Genomic DNA, 13,137 nt, shown 5'->3' on the forward strand with positions numbered 1-13,137 from the left:
AGTCCGAGCATAGGAGAGCGGTTCACGAACGACAACAAGAAGGAGAGACCCGAGATGCGCGTGGTGACCCAGCGGGAGTTCGGCGGCCCGGAGGTGCTGCAGGTGATCGAGGCCGCCCGCCCGGTGCCCGGCCCGACCGAGGTGCTGGTGCGCGTGCACGCCGCCGGCATCAACCCGGTCGACTGGAAGTCGCGCGCCCACGCGGTGTTCCTCGGCGAGCCGCCGTACACGCTCGGCTGGGACGTCTCCGGTGTCGTCGAGGAGGCGGGCTTCGGCGCGACCGGCGTGCGCGAAGGTGACGAAGTCCTTGGCATGCCGTGGTTTCCGCGCGAGGCGGCGGCGTACGCGGAGTACGTGACGGCGCCGTCACGGCACTTCGTGCGCAAGCCGGCCGGGATCTCGCACGCCGAGGCCGCCGGGCTGCCGCTGGCCGGATTGACCGCGTGGCAGGCGCTGGTGGACGTCGCGGGAGTCCAGAGTGGACAGCGGGTGCTCGTGGACGCGGCCGCGGGCGGCGTCGGCCACCTCGCCGTGCAGATCGCCAAGGCGCGCGGCGCATACGTGCTCGGCACGGCCAGCGCGGCGAAGCACGATTTCCTGCGGTCGATCGGCGTCGACGAGCCGATCGACTACCGCGACGAGAGCGCGACGGCCGCCGACGTCGACATCGTCCTCGGGCTGGTCGGCGAGGACAGCGACCTGCGCTGGCTGCCGTCGTTGGCCAAGGGCGGCCTGCTGGTCGCCGTGCCCGGCGGCGTCGGCGAAAAAGCCGCGGCCGAAGCGTCGCAGCGAGGCGTGCGCGCGGAGGGGATCCTGGTGGAGCCCGACCAGATCGGCCTGCTCGGCCTCGTCGAGCTGATCGAGGCGGGCAAGCTCGCCGTGCACGTCGACCAGGCTTTCCCGCTCGAAGACGTGGCGAAGGCTCACGAAGTCGGCGAATCCGGGCGGGTGACCGGCAAGCTGGTTCTCACCACCATCTGACCGAGACGGCTGAGGCCACCGCGGGGAGCGGTGGCCTCAGCCGTACATCAGAACGTCAGCCGCGGGTGAGCACCTGCGGCAGCACCGTGGTCAGGCCCGTCCAGTCGGACGTGACCACGGAGGCGTGCTGCTTGGCCAGATCCGCCACGCGCTGGTTGGCCTGGTCGACGGTCGGGTTGTGGTCGTCGATCGCGGGTGCCACGTTCTGCCCGTCGGTCATCACCAGGTAGTAGTGGTTGCTGTCGTACCAGCCGGGCCCGGTCTGCGTGACCCACGCGCTGGCGTCACCGTCGAAGACCACGAACCACGGCTTGAGTTCCGCGGTGTACTTGTCCCGCGGGTCGCCGGGGGCCGCGTTGTGCACGGTCGGGAAGATCTGGACGTCGCCCAGCTTGCCGGCGGCCTTCTGCGCCAGCAGGTAGTTCCCGTACTCGACGTCGGTGTGCAGCGTGTCGGTCGGGTTCCCCTCCTCCACCGTGCCCGGGATGATCTCCGTCAGCACCTTGCCGCGCAAGGAGTCCACGCTCGGCCAATTGTCCGCTTTGGACGCGTCGTCGAGGGTCGCGTAGCTGCCGAGCAGGTCCGCGGGCTTGAAGACGGCGCCGCCGAGGTGCGCGCGGAAGGCGGCGTCGATCGAGTCCGGGCCGAGACCGGTGTTGGTGGAGAAGCCCGTTTTCATCTCCAGCTTCAGCGTGAGCGGCGTGTGCCCGGGGTGCGCGGCGAGCCAGATCCGGATGTCGTCGAGGCAGTACTCGAGATCCTTGTTGGTGCCGCCGGAGTACAGGTCGGCCGCCGAGGACGCGGCGACGCAGTTGTTCGAGTTGCCCAGCGGGTTGGAGTGGCTCACCTTCCACTCGTGCGTGATGATGTCCGGCCACACGTCCAGCTCGATCAGCGACGAGCCGTTGTCCAGCGCCTGCGCCAGATACGGGTACGCCGCGGGGTCGTAGGTGTTGTGCACGCCGACCGTCGTCACGTGCGAGATCTTCGGGCTGTCCGCGCTCGCCGCGGTCGCCCCGGTCAGTGCCGCCGCGACCAGCGCGCCGACCACCACGACCACTGAGGAAATCTTCATCCTGGCCCCTTCGCCCACCGGTAGTGCAATGGCTTTCACACTGTGCCACCGTGATGGACTGTGGATGAAGGACAGCTGACCAAATGGACTAGACCAGAAGTCGGAACGTGCCATGACTGAAAACCCGGCCCCGCCCTCCGCGCTGACCATCGCCGGCTCCGACTCGGGCGGCGCCGCCGGGCTCCAGGCGGACCTGCGCACGTTCCTCACCTGCGGGGTGCACGGGCTGGTCGCCGTGACCGCCGTGACGGTGCAGAACACGCTCGGCGTGCACGATCGCACCGACATCCCGCCGCACATCGTGGCCGGGCAGATCGAGGCCGTCGCGACGGACATGGGTGTGGGCGCGGCGAAAACGGGCATGCTGGCGTCGGCCGAGATCATCCACGCCGTGGCCGCCGCGTGCGACCGCGCGGAGATCGGGCGCGACGCGAAAGTCCCCTTCGTGGTCGACCCGGTGGCCGCGTCGATGCACGGCCAGCCGCTGTTCGACGACGCGGGGCTGGCGGCGGTGCGCGACGAGCTGCTGCCGCGCGCCACCGTGCTGACCCCGAACCTCGACGAGGTGCGGCTGCTCACCGGCCTGACCGTCACCGACCGCGAGGGCATGCACGCCGCCGCCGTGGTGCTGCACCGGCTGGGCCCGAAGTACGTCCTGGTCAAGAGCGGCCACCTGCGGTCCGACCCGGAGTGCGTCGACCTGCTCTTCGACGGCTCGACGTTCGTGGAGCTGCCCGGCCGCCGCTACGAGACGCCCCACACCCACGGCGCGGGCGACACGATGGCGTCCGCGCTGACGGCCGGCCTCGCCAAGGGCATGTCCGTGGTGGAGGCGGCCCGGTACGGCAAGTGGTTCGTCTCGCAGGCGGTCGAGCACGCGTACCCGATGGGCGCGAAAATCGGGCCGGTGTCGGCTTTCTGGCGGCTGGCCCCGGAAGAGCGTTAGACCTCGTCGGAGAGCAGGGCCTCCAGCGCGGGCAGCGCGGCGGTGATGGCCTCACGGTCCTCGGGGGCCAGCCGGTCGAGCCGCCGGTTCAGCTCCTGCACCCGGGTGGACCGGACGCCGGAGACGAGCCGCTCGCCCTCTTCCGTCGCGCGGGCGAGCCAGGCGCGGCGGTCGACCGGGTCGGACTCGCGCGTCACGTACCCGGACTCGACGAGCGTGGCGATGATGCGCGACATGGTGGCCGCCGCGACGCCCTCCTTCGCCGCGAGGTCGCCGAGGCGCAGCTGCCCGGAGTGCACCAGCGTGGCGAGCGCCGAGATGGCGCCGTGCCCGGGCCCGGGGACCCCCGCCTGCCGCAGCGATCGCGAAAGCCGGCCGACGGCGAGGTACAACCGGCCCGCGACATCCTGGACCGAAGTGAGGGTCACGGCTGGCTCCTTCTGCCGCTTTGCCCGCCGCTGGTGCGCCGGAAAGGTGCCGTCAACCATACGGCCTGACCGTGCTCGATCCGCGTTAAACGCGGACTAAATCACCACTCTCCACACTCGACGCGGTCCGAACGCACCCATCGGCCTACCCCTTTGCGCCCGGGGCCGTTGATCCCGGGCCCTTGATCCCCGGCCCTTGATCACAGTGGACTCCCGCTCACCGGGGCGGGCTGGACGCGTGGGCCCAGAACCGCTGCGGCACCCGCCCGGCACCGTGGGCCAGCCGGCCGGCGACCACGGCGGAGCGCATCGCCGACGCCATGCGCTCCGGGTCGGACGCGCGAGTGACCGCCGTCGACAACAACACGGCGTCGCAGCCCAGCTCCATGGCCAAGGCGGCGTCGGAGGCGGTGCCGATGCCCGCGTCCAGCACCACGGGGACCGAGGCGCGCGAGACGATCAGCTCGATGTTGTGCGGGTTCCGGATGCCCAGCGCGGTGCCGATCGGCGCGCCCAGCGGCATCACGGCCGCGCAGCCGGCCTCCTCCAGGCGCAGCGCGAGCACCGGGTCGTCGTTCGTGTAGACGAGCACGGTGAACCCGTCGGCGGCGAGCTGCTCGGCGGCGTCCAGCGTCTCGACCGGGTCGGGCAGCAGGGTGCGGTCGTCGGCGTGGACCTCCAGCTTGATCAGGTCCGTCTCCAGCGCCTCGCGCGCCAGCCGCGCGGTCAGCACGGCTTCGGCGGCCGTCCGGCAGCCCGCGGTGTTCGGCAGCAGCCCGATGCCCAGGCGCCGCAGCAACGCGAGCACCCCGGAGCCGCCGCCGGTGTCCGCCTTGCGCATCGCGACCGTCGTCAGCTCCGTGCCGGACGCGACCAGCGCCCGCTCCAGCACGGCGAGGTTCGCCGCGCCCCCGGTGCCGATGATCAGCCGCGAAGACAGCTTGTGCGCGCCGATGACCAGCTGGTCCCCGTCCGTCATGCTCAACCTCCCTGGACCGCGGTCAGCACGTCGATGCTCGCGCCCTTCGGCACCACCGAGTCCGCCCACGCGCCGCGCGGGACGACCTCGCCGTTCACCGCGACGGCCACGCCCTGGCGCGCGGCCCCCTTCGCGTCGAGGACGTCGGCGACCGTGGTGTCGTCCGGGAACTCGCACCAGCTGCCGTTGACCTTGATCTCCATCAGACTCGCTCCTTCTCCAACAGGCGGGCGGGCGTGGCCGCGCCGATCTCGTCCGGCGGCGGCTCCCCGGCCAGCCAGGCGACCACGGCGTCCGCGGTCACCGGGGCCATCAGCAGCCCGTTGCGGTGGTGCCCGGTCGCCGCGAAGACGCCTTCGCCCAGTTCCCCGACGTACGGGAGGGCGTCGTGGCTCGCGGCCCGCAGCCCGGCGGCGATCTCGACCAGCTCGTACTCGGTGATGCCGGGCAGGATCCGTTCCGCGCCTTCCAGCAGCTCACGCACCCCACGCGCGGTGACGGCCTGGTCGAAGCCCGCCTCGTACTGCGTCGCGCCCAGCACCAGCTCGCCGTCGGCGCGCGGGACGAGGTAGATCGGCCGGCCCTCGACCATCGCGCGCACGGTGTATGGCGGGGGCGGCAGGCAGCCGCGGCGCGGGCGCAGCCGCAGGATCTCGCCCTTCAACGGCCGGACAGCGGACTCCAGCAGCGGGTGCAGCCGCCCGGTCCAGGCCCCGGCGGCGAGCACCACCGGCGCGACGCCGTCGAGGCCCTCCACCCGTTCCCGGCGGAATTCCACCCCGCGCCGGACGCACGCGTCGAACAGCGCGGTGAGCAGTTTCCGGTTGTCCACGGCCAGGTCACCGGGCACGTGCAGGCCACCGCGGACGGCGCCGACGCCGGGCGCGAGCCGCCGCGCCTCCCGGCCGGTGAGCTGCTCGACGTCGCGGCCCAGCGAGCGCAGGTAACCGGCCAGGATGTCCAGGTGCCCGGCGTCTGCGCTGTCGAACGCGACGACGATCGTCCCGTGCTCGGCCAGGCCCGGGTCAGTGCCCTCGGCGGCCAGCTCGCGGGCGAACAACGGCCAGCGCCGCAGCGACTCCTCGCCGAGGCTCAGCACGTGCTCCTCACCGGGCCACGCCTCGGTCACCGGCGCCAGCATCCCGCCGGCCAGCCAGGACGCCCCGCCGCGGGCGGGCTCGGGGTCGAAGACCGTGACGTGGTGGCCGCGCCGGGCCGCGCGCCAGGCCGCGGACAGCCCGATCACACCGCCGCCGACGACGGTCAGGTTCTCGCTCAAGGGAATCACGCTCCCTGCGCCGGCATGACCCGGATCAGGTTCCACGGTCGGAGCGGCAGCTCCCTCTCAGCCCGTGTCCCGGGCTCCCGTGCGGACGAGTCCACCGTAGCGCGCGGGTAACGTCGCCGCCATGCCCGCCTTGACCGGAGACCGGATCCGCGCGCGTCTGGCCGACGCCCGGCTGTACCTGTGCACCGACGCCCGCACTGCCCGCGGCGACCTGGCCGAGTTCGTCGACGCCGCGCTGGCCGGCGGCGTCGACATCGTCCAGCTGCGCGACAAGACCGGCGGCGCGCCGCTCGAAGCGAAGCAGGAGATCGCGGCACTGGAAGTGCTCGCGGAAGCCTGTGCCCGCCACGGTGCGCTGCTGGCCGTGAACGACCGCGCAGACGTCGCCCTGGCTGTCGGCGCCGACGTGTTCCACCTGGGCCAGGACGACATCCCGGTGCCGCTGGCGCGCCGGATCCTCGGCGAGGACGTGGTGATCGGCCGTTCGACGCATTCGGCCGAACAGGCCCAGGCCGCCGAGGCCGAGGACGGCGTGGACTACTTCTGCACCGGCCCGTGCTGGCCGACGCCGACCAAGCCCGGCCGGTTCGCCCCCGGCCTCGACCTGGTGCGCGCGACCGCTGCGGCCGGGCCGGCGCGGCCGTGGTTCGCCATCGGCGGGATCGACCTGGAGCGGCTGCCCGAGGTCCTCGACGCCGGCGCGTCGCGGATCGTGGTGGTCCGCGCGATCACCGAGGCCGAGGACCCCAAGGCTGCCGCCCGGACGTTGAAGAGCCGGCTGGGCTGACCGTCAGGGGTTCGCGTTCGTCGGCACGGCGGCCTTCGACTGGGGCTGGCTCGTCTGCGGCTGCGAGGTCCCGGTGCTCGGCACCGAGCTCGACGGCGGGTTGCTGTCCGTCGACGGCGAGGTCGACGGGGTGGACGAGGAGGTCGGCGCCTGCGAGGACGTCGGCGTGCTGGACGACGTCTCGGTCGGCGGCGCGGTGTTCTGCGACGTCGTCGGTGCGGTGTCCTGGCGGTTCTGCTGCTGGCTGGTGCCCGGGTTGCTGTGGTAGAAACCCGCGCCGGCCTTGCCGTTCGTGGCGCCTTCCAGGCCGAGCATGAACACGATCGCGATGGCCGTGGCGACCACGCTGGTGCCGATGATCAAGGGCCAGCGCAGCTTCCGGAGCTTGTCGACGAACGAACCGGCCGGCTCGGGCTCGGTCTCCCCGGCGCTGGTGTCCTGCGGACCGGTGAGCTTCGAGATCCGCACCGTCGGCATTTCGGACGGGTCGGCCGGGATGCGAGTCGACATGTACATGGTCGGCATCTGCGCCGGGTCTTCCACCGGTTCCAGGCCGCCGCCGTTGGTGCCACGGCGCTGCCCGGCCGTGGCCAGCACGGAGCGGGCCTTCAGCGCGGCGTCGCGCGTGCGCTGCAGCGAGCGCAGGTACAGCTCGCCGCCGACGGTGGTGACGATGCTCGCCACCCCGGCGCCGACCACGGTCCCGGCCACGCCGAGCGTCGAGCCCAGCAGTGCCGCCGTCACCGCGGCCAGCGCGGCGGCAAGCACCGGCGTCAGCCGCAAACCCTTCTTGGCATCCTGCCCGGACGTCTTCTCTTGCTCCTCGCTCATGATCCCGATCTGCTTGTCCCCGCCCAGTTTCCCTTGTTGGTTCCAACGTGTAAGTCGTCTGGGGAACTCCCTTCGTTGCCCATTGGTGAGCGACGCCACGTTGACTATCCATAATGGACGGACTAGAGCTCACATTCTCCTGACATAATCGGCACATGCGACTCGTGACGATCTCCGATATTGAGGCGGCCGCCCAGCGGGTGACGGGCACCGCCGTGCGCACGCCGCTGCTTCGCCAGCCCTGGGTTTCCGGTGAGCTGTGGTTGAAACCCGAGAGCCTGCAACAGATCGGCGCGTTCAAGATCCGCGGCGCGTACAACGCGATCGCCGCACTCGAAGACACGGACCGCGCTCGCGGCGTCGTCGCGTATTCGAGCGGTAACCACGCGCAGGCGGTGGCGTACTCGGCGCACACCTTCGGGATCCCGGCCGTGATCGTGGTCCCGGACGTGGCGCCGCGGCTCAAAGTGGACGCCACCCGCCGCTGGGGCGCGGAGGTCGTGGAGGTGCCCATCGCCGAGCAGGCGCCGGCCGCGCTGGCCATCGCGCAGGAGCGCGGGCTGACGCTGATCCCGCCGTTCGATCACCTCGACGTGATCGCCGGGCAGGGCACCATCGGCCTGGAAATCGCCGCCGACCTGCCGGACGTCGACACCGTGCTGGTGCCGGTGAGCGGCGGCGGACTCGCCGCGGGCATCGGCACGGCGATCAAGGCGCTGTGCCCGGAAGCGAAGGTCTACGGCGTAGAGCCGGAGCTGGCCGCGGACTCGGCCGAGAGCCTCCGGGCCGGCCACCGCGTCGAGTGGCCGATGGAGCGGCGCGCCCGGACGATCGCCGACGGCCTGCGCGCGCAGCCCTCCGAGCTCACGTTCGCGCACCTGCGGACGGTGCTCGACGGCATCGTCACGGTGACCGAAGACGAGATCCGCGACACCGTGCGCGCCCTCGCCCGGCAGGCCCGGCTGATCGCCGAGCCGAGCGGGGCGACCGCCGCCGCCGCGTTCCTGCACCACGCCGGCGAGCTGCCGGGCGGGCGCACGGTGGCCGTGGTCTCCGGCGGGAACATCGACCCCGCGCTGCTGGCGGAGCTGCTCGCGTAACCAGGCTCGTGAGTGTTCATGCCGGTTCTAACCGTCATGAACACTCACGAGCTCTTCACCGGGCGGATGTAGGTCGGCGGGCCTTCGACGCCGCAGTGGAAGCAGTCGCCCGGGTGCGGCGACTCCTCGGCCGGATGGGCCGTGGCCGGCCCGGTGTCCTCGGCGACCGCGGTGTCGGCGTCGGCAGAGCCGGTCTCGCCGGCCCCGGCGCCGAGCACGCCGTTGTGAATCCCCAACGCGATGAGGCCGCCCGCTACCGCCAGCACGGCGCAGATGAGCAGGGCCATCCGCCAGCCCGCGGTCAGCGCGACCGGGTCGCGGTAGGCGGAACCCGTCAGCCCGGCCGCGGCGGGCAGCACGGCCACTGCCAGAAGTCCACCCGATCGGGCGATCGCGTTGTTGACCCCCGAGGCGACGCCGGCGTAGCGGTCCGGGGCCGCCGCGAGCACCGTCGCGGTCACCGGGGCCACCACCGTCGCCAGGCCGAGGCCGAACACGACCACGGCGGGCAGCACCGAGCCGAGGTAGGACGAGCCGGGTTCGACGCGCATCAGCAGCAGCATCCCGGCCCCCACCACGATCGGGCCGACGACCAGCTGCAGCCGCGGCCCGATGCGCTGCGCGAGCGCGCCGGAGCGGCCCGAGAGCAGCAGCATGATGATCGTGATCGGCAGCCCGGCGAGCCCGGCCGCGGTCGGCGAGTAGCCCAGCGAGACCTGCAGCTGCATCACCATCAGCATCAGCACGCCGCCGAGCCCGGCGTAGACCACGAACGTCAGCGCGTTGGACAGCGTGAACGTGCGGTCGCGGAACAGCGAAGGCGGCACCAGCGGCTCGCGCGAGCGGTGCTGGAGCCAGACGAACGCGCCGAGCCCGAGCACGCCGACGACCAGCGCGACCAGCACGATCGGGTCGCCGATGCCGCGGCCGGGCGCCTCCACCAGCGCGCCGGTCACCCCGGCGAGCCCGAGGGCGCCGATCGCGGCGGCGCCGAAGTCCGGGTGGCCGGTGGCCGCGGTGTCCCGCGACTCCGGCACGTAACGGCGCGCCATCAGCACCACGATCACCGCCACCGGCAGGTTGATCAGGAACGCCAGCCGCCACGACCAGACCTGTACCAGCAGGCCGCCGACCAGCGGGCCGACCGCCGCGGCGATGCCGCCGAGCCCGGACCACGCGCCGATCGCGCGGGCCCGGTCGTCGTGCGCGAACGAGGACTGCAGGATCGCCAGCGAGCCGGGGGTGAGCAGCGCGCCGCCGATGCCCTGCAGGATCCGGAACGCCACCAGCATCTCGGTGGACGTCGCGGCGGCGCACAGCCCGGAGGCGACGCCGAACCACACCACGCCCACGAGGTACACGCGACGCCGCCCGTAGCGGTCGCCGAGGGAGCCCGCGACCAGGATCAGGGCGGCCAGCGCGAGCAGGTAGCCGTCGAGGATCCACTGCAGGCCCGCGACGGAGGCTTGCAGCTCCTCGCCGATCCGCGGCAGCGCGACGTTGACCACGCTGCCGTCGAGCATCGCCATGCCCGAGCCGAGGATCGTCGTCCAGAGCACGCCCCTGGCCATCGGCGTGCCCCAGCGGATCCCGGTGGCTTCGGCCGCGGTCACCGGGCGCATTTCAGGTTCATGCGCACACGGTGGCCCGGCGGCGGTTCGGGCGCAAGCACCCGAACCGGGCCTACGGAAGCAGTGTCGTGACGAACTTGTAGCGGTCGCCGCGGTAGATCGCCCTGGCGAACTCCACCGGCTTGCCGTCGGTGGCGAACGAGTGCCGGGTCAGCATCAGCACCGGCATGCCGACGTCCGCGCCGAGCATCTCGGCCTCCTGCGGGCCGGCGAGCGAGGTCTCGATCGTCTCCTCCGCGCGCTCCAGCTCGACTCCGTAGTGCTCGCGCAGCACCGCGTACAGCGAGCCGCCCGCCGTGATGTGCTTGCGCAGCCCACGGAACCGGCCTAGCGGCAGGTGCGTGGTCTCCAGTGCCATCGGCTGGGAATCGGCCAGCCGCAGCCGCCGGAGGCGGAGGATCTTCGCGCCCGCGCGGATCGCCAGCAGCTTCGACAGCTCGCCCTCGACCGCCAGCTCCTCGAGCTCGATCAGTTTCGACGACGGCTTCAGGCCCTGCTTGCGCATGTCCTCGGTGTACGACGAGAGCTGGAGCCGCTGCGCGAGCTTCGGCTCCGCGGCGAAAGTGCCCTTGCCCTGGACGCGGTGCAGCCGGCCCTCGGCGGTCAGGTCCGCCAGCGCCTGGCGCACCGTCGTGCGGGACACGGTGAACTCGCCCGCCAGCGCCCGTTCCGTCGGGATCGGCGAACCCGGCGGCAGGGCGTCGAGCAGATCCAGCAGATGCTGCTTCAGCGCCCAGTACTTGGGTTCGCGCTGCCCGCGCACACCCGCGGCAGTCCCCGCCTCACCCGCGGGGGATGTCTCCAACATGAACGGCTCCCTCACTAACGCGCCACTTCCCCATCAGGAAACGTACCCTTCACCACAAACGCTCCGCCCGGCTAGCATTGGTCTAGACCTGACCGCACGCCGCTCAGCACACCCGGGGCCCGGAGTCCCGGCGGAGAGGAAAGTGATGACCCAACAACATCCCGGCGAGCACATGGCCGCGGAAATCTCGGAGCAGCCTGCCGTACTGGCCGGGCTCGTCGAGCGGCAGGCCGGAATTGCGGAAGTAGCTGAAAGGATTTCACAAAACCCCCCGCGTTTCGCTCTGCTCGCCGCCCGTGGTTCCAGTGATCACGCTGCGTTGTACGCGAAGTACCTGATCGAGGTACTCCTCGGCCTGCCCGCCGGTCTAGTGTCGCCGTCCACCGCAACCCTTTACGGCGCACGCCCGGATCTGCGTGACGTGCTCTTCGTCACCGTAAGCCAGAGCGGCGGCTCGCCGGACCTGATCGAGGTAACCGAGGCGGCGCGTCGGCAGGGCGCGCTGACCGTCTCCGTCACGAACACACTCGACTCGCCGTTGCGCGCGGCGGCGGAGCTGGGCGTGGACATCGGCGCGGGCGTCGAGAAAGCCGTCGCGGCGACCAAGACGTACTCCGCGACGTTGCTCGCGCTGTACCTGTTCATCGACGCCATCCGCGGCGGCAAGGGTGCCGACGCGGAGAAGCTGGGCGAGCTGGCGCAGCAGACGCTCGACGGTGCGGCCGAAGGCGTTCAGCGCGCCGTGGACCGTTACCGCTTCGTCGACCGAGTGCTCACCACCGGCCGCGGCTACTCGTACGCGACCGCGTTGGAGGGCTCGCTGAAGCTGGCCGAGACGAGTTACCTCGCGGCCCGGGCGTACAGCGGCGCGGACCTGCTTCACGGTCCCGTCGCGGCGGTCGACGGCGAGACCGCGGTGCTCGCGGTCACCAGCGCCGGGCAGGGCGGCCACGCGATGGCCGAGGTGCTCGACGCCGTCAGCAAGCGCGGCGCCGACGTGCTCGCGGTGGGCTCGGCGTCCGCGGAGGTGCCGGCCGCGCTGCGGATCCCGGTGGCGCCGTCGGCCGAAGAACTCGCGCCGATCTTGGAAATCCTGCCCATCCAGCGGATCGCGCTGGGCCTCTCGCTGGCCCGCGGCGGCGACCCCGACAGCCCGCGCGGGCTGCTGAAGGTCACCAAGACCCGGTGAGCTTCGTCGTAGGCGTGGACGCCGGCGGCACGTCGACCCGGGCGATCGTGGTCGACGCCGCCGGCGTTGTGCTGGGCTCGGCCTCGGGCGAAGGCGCGAACCCGAACGCCCATTCGCCCGAGGTCGCGGCCGGCCGGATCGCGGACGCCATCGCGGCCGCGCTCGACGGGCGGACCGGCGTGGTCGCCGCCGTGGTCGGCATGGCCGGGGTGAGCAAGCTCTCCGACCCGGGCGTCGCGGCGGTGTTCGACGCGGCGTGGCAGCGGATCGGGCTCGGCGGCGTGGTCCGCACGGTGGCCGATGCCGAGGTCGCGTACGCGTCGGCGACCTCGGCCCCGGACGGCACCGTGCTCGTCGCCGGCACCGGCTCCATCGCCTGCCGCATCCGCAAACGCCGCACTGCGGCCAGGGCGGGCGGCTACGGCTGGCTGCTGGGCGACGAGGGCTCGGCGTACTGGCTCGGCCGCGAAGCGGTTCGGTCCACTTTGGCGGCACTGCGCGGCGGCGCCGACCTCACCGGGCTGCCGGCCGCCGTGCTCGCGGCTGCGGCCGGACCGTCCGCTGTGGACTCTCTCGCTTCCGGTCAGCCGACTTTCCACATCGGACCCGTCGAGACGGAGGCGGACCGGGCCGCCACCGCGAACGCGCTCATCACCAAGGCCAACGCCGAACCGCCCGTGCGGCTGGCCCGGTTCGCCCCGCTCGTGAGCGCCGCGGCGACCGCCGGGGAGCCCGCCGCGGTGGAGATCGTCGCCCGGGCAGCCGATTTCCTGGTCTCACTGGCGCTCGCCACGCGCGAGCCTGGCGAGTCGACCCCCCTGGTTCTGGTGGGCAGTGTGCTCGCCGAGGGCAGTCCGGTCGGCGCCGCCGTGCGCTCCGGCCTGGCCGGCCTCGACGTGCTGACCAGCTCCGACGGGGTGCTGGGGGCCACCTGGCTGGCCGCGGTCGACGCGTGGGGCGAGACGGCCCCGCGGCCCGCCCCCTAGTGAATACGACCGAAAATTCGTTCAAAGAGCCGAAAGCGTCGACTCAGGCCCGGTGATCCGGGTACCGTAGGCACCGGCCCCCGGACCCTCCCCCCTCGCCGGGGGCCG

14 protein-coding genes and 1 riboswitch are annotated in these 13,137 nt (G+C 72.5%); of the genes, 6 read left to right on the forward strand and 8 right to left on the reverse strand.

Features of this window, described 5'->3' with window-relative positions; all coding sequences use genetic code 11:
• Positions 1-54 precede the first annotated feature (54 nt).
• The gene (locus tag OG371_RS11340; RefSeq protein WP_329068303.1) at positions 55-981 is read left to right on the forward strand and encodes an NADP-dependent oxidoreductase; all 927 of its coding nucleotides are present in this window, start codon (positions 55-57) and stop codon (positions 979-981) included.
• A 55-nt stretch (positions 982-1,036) separates the two neighbouring features.
• Here OG371_RS11340 and OG371_RS11345 read toward each other — a convergent pair whose 3' ends face one another.
• Entirely contained in the window at positions 1,037-2,056 is a 1,020-nt protein-coding gene (locus tag OG371_RS11345; RefSeq protein ID WP_329068305.1) for a phosphatidylinositol-specific phospholipase C domain-containing protein, read from the reverse strand.
• A 112-nt stretch (positions 2,057-2,168) separates the two neighbouring features.
• Here OG371_RS11345 and thiD point away from each other — a divergent pair, with 112 nt between their 5' ends.
• The gene (thiD, locus tag OG371_RS11350) at positions 2,169-3,002 is read left to right on the forward strand and encodes a bifunctional hydroxymethylpyrimidine kinase/phosphomethylpyrimidine kinase (protein ID WP_329068307.1); all 834 of its coding nucleotides are present in this window, start codon (positions 2,169-2,171) and stop codon (positions 3,000-3,002) included.
• Here thiD and OG371_RS11355 read toward each other — a convergent pair.
• The 4 genes from OG371_RS11355 to thiO form a co-directional block, all read right to left on the reverse strand.
• Positions 2,999-3,430 (reverse strand): MarR family winged helix-turn-helix transcriptional regulator, encoded by a 432-nt coding sequence (locus tag OG371_RS11355; protein ID WP_329068309.1) that lies wholly within the window; start codon positions 3,428-3,430, stop codon positions 2,999-3,001. The genes thiD and OG371_RS11355 overlap by 4 nt on opposite strands.
• A gap of 217 nt (positions 3,431-3,647) precedes the next feature.
• Positions 3,648-4,409, reverse strand: a complete 762-nt coding sequence (locus OG371_RS11360) for a thiazole synthase (protein ID WP_329068311.1) — start codon at positions 4,407-4,409, stop codon at positions 3,648-3,650.
• Between the two features lie 2 nt (positions 4,410-4,411).
• Complete coding sequence (thiS, locus tag OG371_RS11365) at positions 4,412-4,612, reverse strand: sulfur carrier protein ThiS (protein WP_329068313.1); 201 nt, start codon at positions 4,610-4,612, stop codon at positions 4,412-4,414.
• Positions 4,612-5,688, reverse strand: a complete 1,077-nt coding sequence (thiO, locus tag OG371_RS11370) for a glycine oxidase ThiO (RefSeq protein ID WP_442876101.1) — start codon at positions 5,686-5,688, stop codon at positions 4,612-4,614. Before thiO ends, thiS begins: the two co-directional genes overlap by 1 nt.
• Positions 5,683-5,788, reverse strand: a riboswitch (TPP riboswitch). (Overlaps the previous gene by 6 nt.)
• A gap of 30 nt (positions 5,789-5,818) precedes the next feature.
• Here thiO and thiE point away from each other — a divergent pair.
• The gene (gene thiE, locus OG371_RS11375) at positions 5,819-6,484 is read left to right on the forward strand and encodes a thiamine phosphate synthase (RefSeq protein ID WP_329068318.1); all 666 of its coding nucleotides are present in this window, start codon (positions 5,819-5,821) and stop codon (positions 6,482-6,484) included.
• Positions 6,485-6,487: 3 nt separating this feature from the next.
• Here the strand turns inward: thiE and OG371_RS11380 are convergent, their stop codons facing one another.
• On the reverse strand, positions 6,488-7,315 hold the full coding sequence (locus OG371_RS11380) for a hypothetical protein (protein ID WP_329068320.1): 828 nt from the start codon (positions 7,313-7,315) through the stop codon (positions 6,488-6,490).
• A gap of 155 nt (positions 7,316-7,470) precedes the next feature.
• On the opposite strand from OG371_RS11380, the gene OG371_RS11385 reads away from it, so the two are divergent.
• Positions 7,471-8,415: a threonine ammonia-lyase gene (locus OG371_RS11385; RefSeq protein WP_329068321.1), complete on the forward strand. Its 945-nt coding sequence runs from the start codon at positions 7,471-7,473 to the stop codon at positions 8,413-8,415.
• Positions 8,416-8,459: 44 nt separating this feature from the next.
• On the opposite strand, the gene OG371_RS11390 is transcribed toward OG371_RS11385, so the two are convergent.
• Positions 8,460-9,986, reverse strand: coding sequence for an MFS transporter (locus OG371_RS11390; protein ID WP_329073009.1), 1,527 nt, complete (start codon positions 9,984-9,986; stop codon positions 8,460-8,462).
• A 112-nt stretch (positions 9,987-10,098) separates the two neighbouring features.
• Positions 10,099-10,854, reverse strand: coding sequence for a GntR family transcriptional regulator (locus OG371_RS11395; RefSeq protein ID WP_329068322.1), 756 nt, complete (start codon positions 10,852-10,854; stop codon positions 10,099-10,101).
• A gap of 145 nt (positions 10,855-10,999) precedes the next feature.
• Here OG371_RS11395 and OG371_RS11400 point away from each other — a divergent pair, with 145 nt between their 5' ends.
• Both OG371_RS11400 and OG371_RS11405 read left to right on the forward strand, forming a co-directional pair.
• The gene (locus OG371_RS11400) at positions 11,000-12,043 is read left to right on the forward strand and encodes an SIS domain-containing protein (RefSeq protein WP_329068323.1); all 1,044 of its coding nucleotides are present in this window, start codon (positions 11,000-11,002) and stop codon (positions 12,041-12,043) included.
• The gene (locus OG371_RS11405) at positions 12,040-13,029 is read left to right on the forward strand and encodes an N-acetylglucosamine kinase (RefSeq protein ID WP_329068325.1); all 990 of its coding nucleotides are present in this window, start codon (positions 12,040-12,042) and stop codon (positions 13,027-13,029) included. Before OG371_RS11400 ends, OG371_RS11405 begins: the two co-directional genes overlap by 4 nt.
• Positions 13,030-13,137: the final 108 nt, after the last annotated feature.

The organism is Amycolatopsis sp. NBC_01480 (assembly GCF_036227205.1).
Classification (GTDB): domain Bacteria; phylum Actinomycetota; class Actinomycetes; order Mycobacteriales; family Pseudonocardiaceae; genus Amycolatopsis.

What these genes read in the sequence shown, in the direction of transcription:
- OG371_RS11380 (WP_329068320.1), bottom strand. Translation starts at nt 7,315, where the DNA reads ATGAGCGAGGAGCAAGAGAAGACGTCCGGGCAGGATGCCAAGAAGGGT.
- OG371_RS11345 (WP_329068305.1), bottom strand. Translation starts at nt 2,056, where the DNA reads ATGAAGATTTCCTCAGTGGTCGTGGTGGTCGGCGCGCTGGTCGCGGCG.
- OG371_RS11360 (WP_329068311.1), bottom strand. Translation starts at nt 4,409, where the DNA reads ATGACGGACGGGGACCAGCTGGTCATCGGCGCGCACAAGCTGTCTTCG.
- thiD (WP_329068307.1), top strand. Translation starts at nt 2,169, where the DNA reads ATGACTGAAAACCCGGCCCCGCCCTCCGCGCTGACCATCGCCGGCTCC.
- OG371_RS11340 (WP_329068303.1), top strand. Translation starts at nt 55, where the DNA reads ATGCGCGTGGTGACCCAGCGGGAGTTCGGCGGCCCGGAGGTGCTGCAG.
- OG371_RS11400 (WP_329068323.1), top strand. Translation starts at nt 11,000, where the DNA reads ATGACCCAACAACATCCCGGCGAGCACATGGCCGCGGAAATCTCGGAG.
- OG371_RS11385 (WP_329068321.1), top strand. Translation starts at nt 7,471, where the DNA reads ATGCGACTCGTGACGATCTCCGATATTGAGGCGGCCGCCCAGCGGGTG.
- thiS (WP_329068313.1), bottom strand. Translation starts at nt 4,612, where the DNA reads ATGGAGATCAAGGTCAACGGCAGCTGGTGCGAGTTCCCGGACGACACC.
- thiE (WP_329068318.1), top strand. Translation starts at nt 5,819, where the DNA reads ATGCCCGCCTTGACCGGAGACCGGATCCGCGCGCGTCTGGCCGACGCC.
- OG371_RS11395 (WP_329068322.1), bottom strand. Translation starts at nt 10,854, where the DNA reads ATGTTGGAGACATCCCCCGCGGGTGAGGCGGGGACTGCCGCGGGTGTG.
- OG371_RS11390 (WP_329073009.1), bottom strand. Translation starts at nt 9,986, where the DNA reads ATGGCCAGGGGCGTGCTCTGGACGACGATCCTCGGCTCGGGCATGGCG.